Source organism: Streptomyces sp. NPDC037288 (assembly GCF_055603265.1).
The window spans coordinates 1-7,649 of record NZ_JBVJVY010000110.1; the positions used below are offsets into that span (position 1 = coordinate 1).

Annotated in this window: 5 protein-coding genes and 1 pseudogene; 4 read left to right on the plus strand and 2 right to left on the minus strand. The window is 65.1% G+C overall.

Translation table 11 applies throughout. The features are described 5' to 3' along the window. The 4 genes and pseudogenes from ACZ7GZ_RS41425 to ACZ7GZ_RS41440 form a co-directional block, all read left to right on the plus strand. A pseudogene (locus ACZ7GZ_RS41425) lies at nucleotides 1-816 on the plus strand (ISAzo13 family transposase); the annotation flags it as partial. Between the two features lie 1,922 nt (nucleotides 817-2,738). Beyond that, nucleotides 2,739-2,813 carry a hypothetical protein gene (locus tag ACZ7GZ_RS41430; RefSeq protein WP_471032814.1) on the plus strand — a complete coding sequence of 25 codons (75 nt, stop codon included), beginning with the start codon at nucleotides 2,739-2,741 and terminating at the stop codon, nucleotides 2,811-2,813. A 415-nt stretch (nucleotides 2,814-3,228) separates the two neighbouring features. Further along, complete coding sequence (locus ACZ7GZ_RS41435; RefSeq protein WP_471032806.1) at nucleotides 3,229-4,956, plus strand: thiamine pyrophosphate-dependent enzyme; 1,728 nt, start codon at nucleotides 3,229-3,231, stop codon at nucleotides 4,954-4,956. Nucleotides 4,957-5,337: 381 nt separating this feature from the next. Continuing rightward, on the plus strand, nucleotides 5,338-6,120 hold the full coding sequence (locus ACZ7GZ_RS41440; RefSeq protein ID WP_471032808.1) for an SDR family NAD(P)-dependent oxidoreductase: 783 nt from the start codon (nucleotides 5,338-5,340) through the stop codon (nucleotides 6,118-6,120). 134 nt (nucleotides 6,121-6,254) lie between these two features. Here ACZ7GZ_RS41440 and ACZ7GZ_RS41445 read toward each other — a convergent pair whose 3' ends face one another. Then, on the minus strand, nucleotides 6,255-6,632 hold the full coding sequence (locus ACZ7GZ_RS41445; protein WP_471032811.1) for a hypothetical protein: 378 nt from the start codon (nucleotides 6,630-6,632) through the stop codon (nucleotides 6,255-6,257). A gap of 612 nt (nucleotides 6,633-7,244) precedes the next feature. After that, nucleotides 7,245-7,454 carry a hypothetical protein gene (locus ACZ7GZ_RS41450; RefSeq protein WP_471032813.1) on the minus strand — a complete coding sequence of 70 codons (210 nt, stop codon included), beginning with the start codon at nucleotides 7,452-7,454 and terminating at the stop codon, nucleotides 7,245-7,247. Nucleotides 7,455-7,649: the final 195 nt, after the last annotated feature.

Here is a 7,649-nt window from a genome sequence, read left to right on the forward strand (position 1 = left end):
TGGACCACGACACCTCCGCCTTTGCGGTGGCCTCGATCCGCCGCTGGTGGCAGGCCCGAGGCTGCGGCGACTACCCGGAGGCGAGCCGACTGCTAATCGCAGCGGACGCGGGCGGCTCCAACGGCTACCGGTTCCGGTCTGTGGAAGTCCGAACTGGCGACTCTGACCGCCGAGACGGGCCTGGCAATCACTGTCTGCCACTTTCCCCCGGGAACAAGCCGCTGGAACAAGATCGAGCACCGGTTGTTCTCCCACATCACCATGAACTGGCGAGGCAGGCCCTTGACCAGTCACGAAGTGGTAGTCAACACCATCGCGGCGACCCGGACCCGGACCGGACTGCGGGTCGAAGCCGAGCTCGGCACCAGCGCCTACCCGACCGGCATATCGGTCAGCGACACCCGCATGAACTCCCTGCCGATCACGGCCTGCCCCGACCGGGGAAACTGGAACTACACGATCCACGCCACCTCCGGCCCCCTCGCCGACCCGGTGACACCGCCGATCGGGGACGTCCAGCGCTCACGCAACCTCGCACTCCTCGCCGACCCGGCGCTGACAGGCATGACCTGCCAGGCACTGGCCCAGCTGGTCGAAGACCTCGCTCCCGCCCAGGCCGCCCAAACCGCGCAACGCTACTGGCAGCAGCGCGGCGGCCCCCGCCGCAGAGCCTCCGGGGCCGGCGTCAAGCCCCCTGTTCACCGACACCGACCGCGTCGTGACGGCGCGTCCACGAACAGCCCCTCCGACAAACCGGCGGCGACTGATCAACACCGTCGGCAACGGCAGCCTCTTGATCCCTACTGCCCGGTCTGACAAACCACCGAAACGCGCGCGGTATCACTGCAGCGCGCCCCGGGTGATATACGCCCCTCTCAATTATTCACGCCTCTGAGTGCCCCCGCGCACCCGGGTGCCGCACATATTGCCAGGGAATGAATAGGCAACAGAGGCAATGAACCGCGGGTTAGTCTGAGGAACTCTGAGTGGATCTCCCAACGTTTCTGCCGTTCCGTTGACTTCTCGTGACGAGAAAGGGTATGCTCATGCCGACACACATCCTCACTGGGCTGGGGGCAGGCACATCCAGCTTCAGTCCGCCCATTACGGGTAGCGCCTCCACGGTCTCCGTACACGCAGAAACGGCGTATGCGCCTCCCCTGCCCTCCGCTGACGTCCCGCTTCGCCTCCTGGTGTCTGATCGAATTGATGGCACCGTCGTGACCGAATGCACCGGTGGCGTCAGCAATCCCAACCTGAGCGGCACCCTCCGTTGGTCGGATGGAACCACTAGCGAATTCACCCTCACTACGGTGACTGCTGAACGGGTGGAAGGGCACGTTGCCGGACGCGCCTCGGGTAGCATCACCAGTGGGCACTACCGAGGCGCCGCTATCCATAAGCTGATTCTTCGGCTGGCGGGAGACGTTACGGCATGCGTAACCGGCGGCGGAATCTCCGATGCCGCAGGTTCAGACGTCGTTATCCTGACGTTGCCCTGACCCCGGCTCCTCGGCGAGGTCGAGGCTGTTGCCTGACGCTTTGGCCTCGGGTATTCAGCGGCGACGTTAGCTGGTCCCGGATCAGGACAGGGCCCTGGGAGGCCTCTATTCAACGGGCTCAAGCACCAAGGACCATCGACGTCATCCGGACAGGCACCCGCCTCGAATTTTTCCCGGCCACGGGGCGGGCCCGACAGGGCGCGGGATGGCTATTCACGGGTGGTGCGGCTCGGGTCCTTGACCAACGAGGACGGCGCTGCTCGTAGTCTGACGTCTGCGATAACGTCAGAAGTGAATCGTGCAGGGCCGTTGAGCTGGAACGTACGACAGGGCTAGACAACGATCAACTTGACGGGCTGGTGGGCACGGGTCCATCGGATGCTCGTGGGGGATCCGGATCCTGTGGTGGATCCGGCGCGGATGTGGTCGCTGGGCCTGTGCAAGTCGGTGGTCCTGGTGCTATTCCTGTTGCGGCAGAACCCGGTCCAGGCGGTGGCGGCGGAGCTGTCCGGCCTCAGTCAGGCGACCGTCTCCAGACGGTGGACGGCGCTGCTGTCGGTGGTGGAAAAGGTCTTTCCCCGGCATGTCCCCGATCCCACGGAGGCGTCGGCCGGCCGGCTCGTCCTGATCGACGGCTCCTGCTTACGACGCGGGACTGGGCGAGCGAGGGCACCTCGATGTGATGTCAGGGAGCCGGGTTCGAGGCCAGTTCTGGCTGACGTGGTGTCGCGTCCGGTCCGTGGGAGGGGAGTGAGATGTCAGGAAACGTCGGCAGTGTGACCCGTGACCGTTACGAGGAGCTGGACGGGAGCGGTCACGGTGAGCGGGACACAGCGGTGGGTCGGGGATGTGGCTGTGGAGATCGAGCCGATGCGCTCGCGGAGGCGGGAATCCTTCCAGAAGGGCGATTTCTTTGCCCTCAGCGAGGGCTATCTGGTTGTTCGCGGAGGACGTGGGGTTGGACTAACGACGGTCCGCGGCAACCGGTGGTTCTCGCGCTGGCCGTAGGAGCGCCGAGGGGCGGACGTCTCGCGCACCATCCACAGGTTCCTGGCCAGCATCCCGGATGAGTGGGGGCGGTTCGAGGCGGTCGACAATTTCTAGCCAGCCTGCACGGAGGCCCTGCGCGGTGGCCATATGGCAGCGCAAGCGGCCTGGCGGGCTTGAAGGTCGAGTCCCCTCAGAGGTGTGAAGGCGATCCATGACCTGGCCAGCGAAGAGGCGGTCGCAGCGGTGGTGACCATAGACTTCGTGCGCCGTCCATCTCTTGCCTCGAAGGCGACGGCGGACGGCACGACCCGACAACCATGAACGAAGCTCAGTTCGACCGTTCCCTCACAGGCTCAGGTGGTGCAGCGGGAAGCCGCGCCGCAGCTGCAGCGCATGGAGATCATCACCCCACTCCCGACGCCCCCTTAACCAGGTCCTGCACCGGTCCGCCTGTCAGCCACCACCAGCACCGGGCAGCCCAGCTCAGCGCCGCTGGAACGGCGTAACGCCACCATAGTCAGTCCAGCAACGATATTTGTCGATCAAGAACTACTGCGCGCTAGTCCCTTCAGTCGGTAGCTCCGGATACTACTGCAGAGGGGCTTCCATGGGAATGCGACAATCTGTCATCTGCCTCGGAGACCGTTCGGCCTTTCTGCCTTCGTGCGATCTGCAGCAGTGTGAGTCGCCACCAACTGAAGGGCCAGTACTGCACCCGAGAAAGGGAGTTTGGGCGATGTCTGAGGCCAGGGTTGACGGGAATGCTGTCTTCGTGGAGATGCTGGCATCACTAGGCGTGCGATTATTTGCGGGAGTAAATGGCGGGGGTGTTCTGCATATAGCTAAGCACCTGGGACCACTCCGAGGTCGACCGGGTGAGGGCGGGTCGCTTCTTTTCACCGTGGGTGAGTATGTGGGCGGCTTCGTGCCGTTGGGTTATCACCTGGCCACGGGGCGGATAGCGGCGTGTCTGACCACGACGGGAGCTGCGACTAAGCTCGCTTCCAGTGGGATTAGTGATGCGAAGGCACATAATATTCCCGCGGTGTATGTCGTGGCTCTGAACTCCACGGCAGCGGTTGGGGCGGCGCCTTTGCAGGACGTGTCGCACGAAGGCGCGAACCTTGTGGCGCAGTTGGCGGCGGAGCTGGATGAGGGGTGCCTGCATGTCACCGACCCGGGTCGGCTTGATGAGCAGGTGCAGCTGGCCGGGAGGCTGCTGCGTCAATCCCGCCCAGTGGTTTTTGCTGTCCACCCTGACCTGCTGTCGGCCTGTACCGGGCCGCCCGCCGTACCGGAACCACGGTCGGTGACGGTTCCTTCCGCTCGGGTGCTCAACGAGTACGCCGATGCATTTCGCAGGGAGACCTGGGGCCGGCGTGTGGTGGTACTGGTCACCGACGAAGCCGCACGCTATCCGGAGATGCCAGTCCTGACCACGAAGCTGGCCCGGCAGCTTGGTTCTCCGGTCATTTGGACTGTCAACGGCTCAGCTGGCGTCGAGCACGACAATCCTTACGCTGCCGGGCACTTGGGATTTGGCGGGAATGATGTGGCCAATGACCTGTGGTCCGGCCTGGGCGCCGATGATGCTCTTCTGACCCTGGGGTTCGAGCCGGGTGAGTACATTTTGGATCTGGATGTGATTCCCGCAGGTACCGTTTACCACCTCACTGGCTGGCAGCAGCCGTTCGGCCACCACAACGGCGGGTTCGCTCACCGCTGCGCCCATGCTTACCGAATGTTGCAGGGTGACCTGCCCGGCACTGTTGCCGCGTTGTTGGATCGCTGGAACGGCAGTGTGTCCACCGCCCGGCAGCCGGTGGTCACCGGCTCATTGAACACCCGGACGTTGGCTCCCCCGGAAGGTGCCGGATATGTTGATCTTGCGGTCTTCTTCGACCGTCTCCATCGTGCCTGGCGTGCGCCTTCACTTGGCTTTGATGATGTGTGCATGGCCTATAAGGACCGTCAGTACATAGCCCAGCGCCCGCATCCCCTCATGCGTTCCTATGCGGCGTATCAGGGTTCCGCAATGGGCGGTGCCTTCGGCATGGCGGTAGGCGCAAAGATTGCATCACCGGACCGGACGGTGTTCTGCTTTTCAGGGGACGGCTGCTACCGGCTTTATGGGGGGTCTATGCCGGAGTGCGCTGCCCTGGGCATCCGCCTTTTTCTGCTGAACAACGGCGCCTACGCCATTGTGAATCAGGGCTTGGCGAAGATCATCCCCGGTACTCCGCCCGATCGCTTCCACGGCAAACTCGCCCCGGCCGACTACGTGACGGCCGCCCGGGCTCACGGATGGGCCGCTGTCCGCTTGGCGCCGGACATGTCGAACTTTGATTCCGTCATGGACGCCTGCTACCAGCCGGACTCGCGTTCTCTCCTAATCGACGTGCCCGTCGATCCCACTCAGGAACTTGGAATCAACCCCCGCGTCCGTCGTCTGAGCTACCTATGAATAACGTCCTCGGCCCCATCGCGGCGACGGGCAGCGTGGCGCCCGTGATAGCGCAGTACGGTGCGGCGCCGGCCGCCCAGCCGACCGCCGCTAAGCCATGCTTCGGCCTGCTCGTAGTGCCCTTTAAGCCGGGCCGTTTAGGCCAGGATGCCCCCACGCCCGCAGTGGCGCTACCCACGAGCCGCTGCGGTTGTTCTGCCTACTTGCGGTATCCGCGTCGGAGCGAGGCACCTCTGGTCTGCACAGCTCTCGCGGCCGGTCCGGCACGCCACCCGATCACCAGGCAAGCGCCCCGGACGCGTCGCCTGGGAGCTGTTGTGGTCGCCGGAACCGCAGGATCGGTCCGCCGCATCGCCGGTGAATAGTCTACGCGGAGAAGCTATGGATCTTGGTCTAGACGGGCTTGTTTTCGTGGTGACCGGGGCGTCCGCCGGCATCGGCGCGGCCACCGCCAGGCTGCTTGCCATCAGCGGAGCCAGCGTCGTGGGAGTGTCCCGGCACACTGGCAATATCGAGGCCCTGGGCCCGACGGTCACTGCGGTGTCCGCCGATGTTACCCATCCCGGTACCGCGCAAAAGGTGATCGATGCGGTGCTGAAGCGCCACGGACGTTTGGACGGCCTGGTCAACAATGCGGGAGGACTCGAGCTCGTCCAGGGATTCCAGTACGTCACCGATGAGCAATGGCATGATGCTTTCGAGCTGAACTTCCATTCCGTGGTCCGGATGAGCCGCGCAGCCATCCCCCTGCTGGAGCGCCAGGGCGGCTGCCTCGTCCACCTCGGCAGTTCAGCAAGCCGATTGCCGGAGCCTGGAGCAGTCCACTATGCGTGTGCCAAGCTCGCTCTCCTGGCATTGTCGAAAGACTTGGCTGCCGAGTTGGGCCCGCGCAGCATCCGGTCCAACGTCGTCACCCCCGGGTTGACGAGGACCCGCCTGTGGGAAGGCCCCGGAGGGCTGGGCGAGCAACTGCCCGCCCGACATGGCCGGACACTCGGTGACGCCATCGAGCACTACGTTCGGCACGTGCGCCACGTCGCCACAGGCAGAGCTGGCACCCCCCAAGACGTCGCCCGCGTGATCGCGTACCTGTGTTCCCCCCTAGCACGGCAGGTCACCGGTGCTGAATGGACCGTCGACGGTGGCACCCTGCGCCAGGTATGAAGGGCGCGACAGGTCGTACAAGATCACCGACACCTCACGCTGTCGAAGCAGGTGATGATCGGGGACGCCCACGCCAGCTGCACCTCGACGGTGGGTCTGTCCAGTAAACGGTGTGACTGGTTTGGTTTCAGAGGTCAGATCCGATTGTGAGACGGCCATCGAAGGCGACTGCGGGCAAATGCCGACCCGCGGCCGATGCGGGCGGCGTCTTCCAGGGCTTGGTCGGCTGCGACGTTGGAGGCCATGCGGGTGGCGACCAGGTCCATCCAGGCGGCTGCTGCGTAGGCGAACTCGGTGCGGGCCTTGGCCGCTTCGCTGACGGCCCACCAGTCGGGTACGAACCACAGGACGGCGGCGAAGACGACGCCGAGGCCGGTGGGGATGAGCAGCGGCACGGACAGGCCCATCAGTGTCCAGCTCATCACGAGGGCGACAGGGGTGAGTAGGCCGAGCAGGGCGAGGGAGACCTTGTTGACGACGAACTGCTCTACCGTCGGTGTTACCAAGAGCACCTGGCCGGCCTCACAGGCCGAGAGGCACCACAGGACTCCGTGATCTGGCACGAAGTGGGCCGTCACATCGCCAACCGCTCGGGATGGAGCAAACCCGAACGGCACGATGACCTCGAGGTGCTACTGCACGCCCTCTACGCTACCCGGACGACACCCAAGCGTTCGACCACCTGCCGACAGCCATCCAGGAGCGCGTCCTGACCGTGATTCCCCTTCTGAGGACCTGACCCAGCTCACTGGCGTCATCGACCGGTGGCAGCAAGCGGTGCTGCTCAGGCGACCTCAGCAGCACCGCTTGCTCAAGACGTAGCGCAGCGGCCGCTCGATCCATAGGAACTCGCAGGAGAGAGGGAGTCGCCGGAGGCGGCGTATCGGCCGCGGTGGTGGAGCCGGTAGGCGGCGCCAGGTGGTGGGGGTGCAGACCGAGCATGTGTGGCGGGAGGGGAGGACCAGTACGGTTCTCCCGCCGGTCTACCGTGTCATCGTGGAGCTGATCGACGACGTGCCAGGGCCGGTGCGCGCAAGGCCGGTGGTGCCGAGGATCAGGCTGCCGACCCAGACGTCGAAGATCGAGATTACCCGGTCGAAGTGTGGAACTCGTACGCACCAGCTTCACGAGCGCAGCTCGGAGTGCGAGTTGACCGCCGAGCACGCGCAGGATCTCGCGAACACACGCGCTTCGCGCAGGCCGGGGCGGAACAGCCGGGTGCGCAGGTCGGGAACGAACGCGTCCAGGACGACATGGCGGAAGCGCCGGCGCTGGGCGGGGGTGAGGGGCTGGAGGTCGGCGGTGAAGCGGGGGAGGGTCTCGAAGGTGGGCACGGTGATCTCCTCCGGGCAGCACGAGCCAGCCCCCGGTGGTTGCCGGGGGCTGCTGTAGGCGGTGCTCGTTGGTGGTGCGCGTTCCTTCGTGCGCGGTGGTGCTCAGTGAACCTCTTTCATCCTGAAGAGTCGCAGGTCAGTAGCACGTGGATGGCTTGGACGGTGCGGCTGACGCGGCGGGTGGAGGAGCGTGCT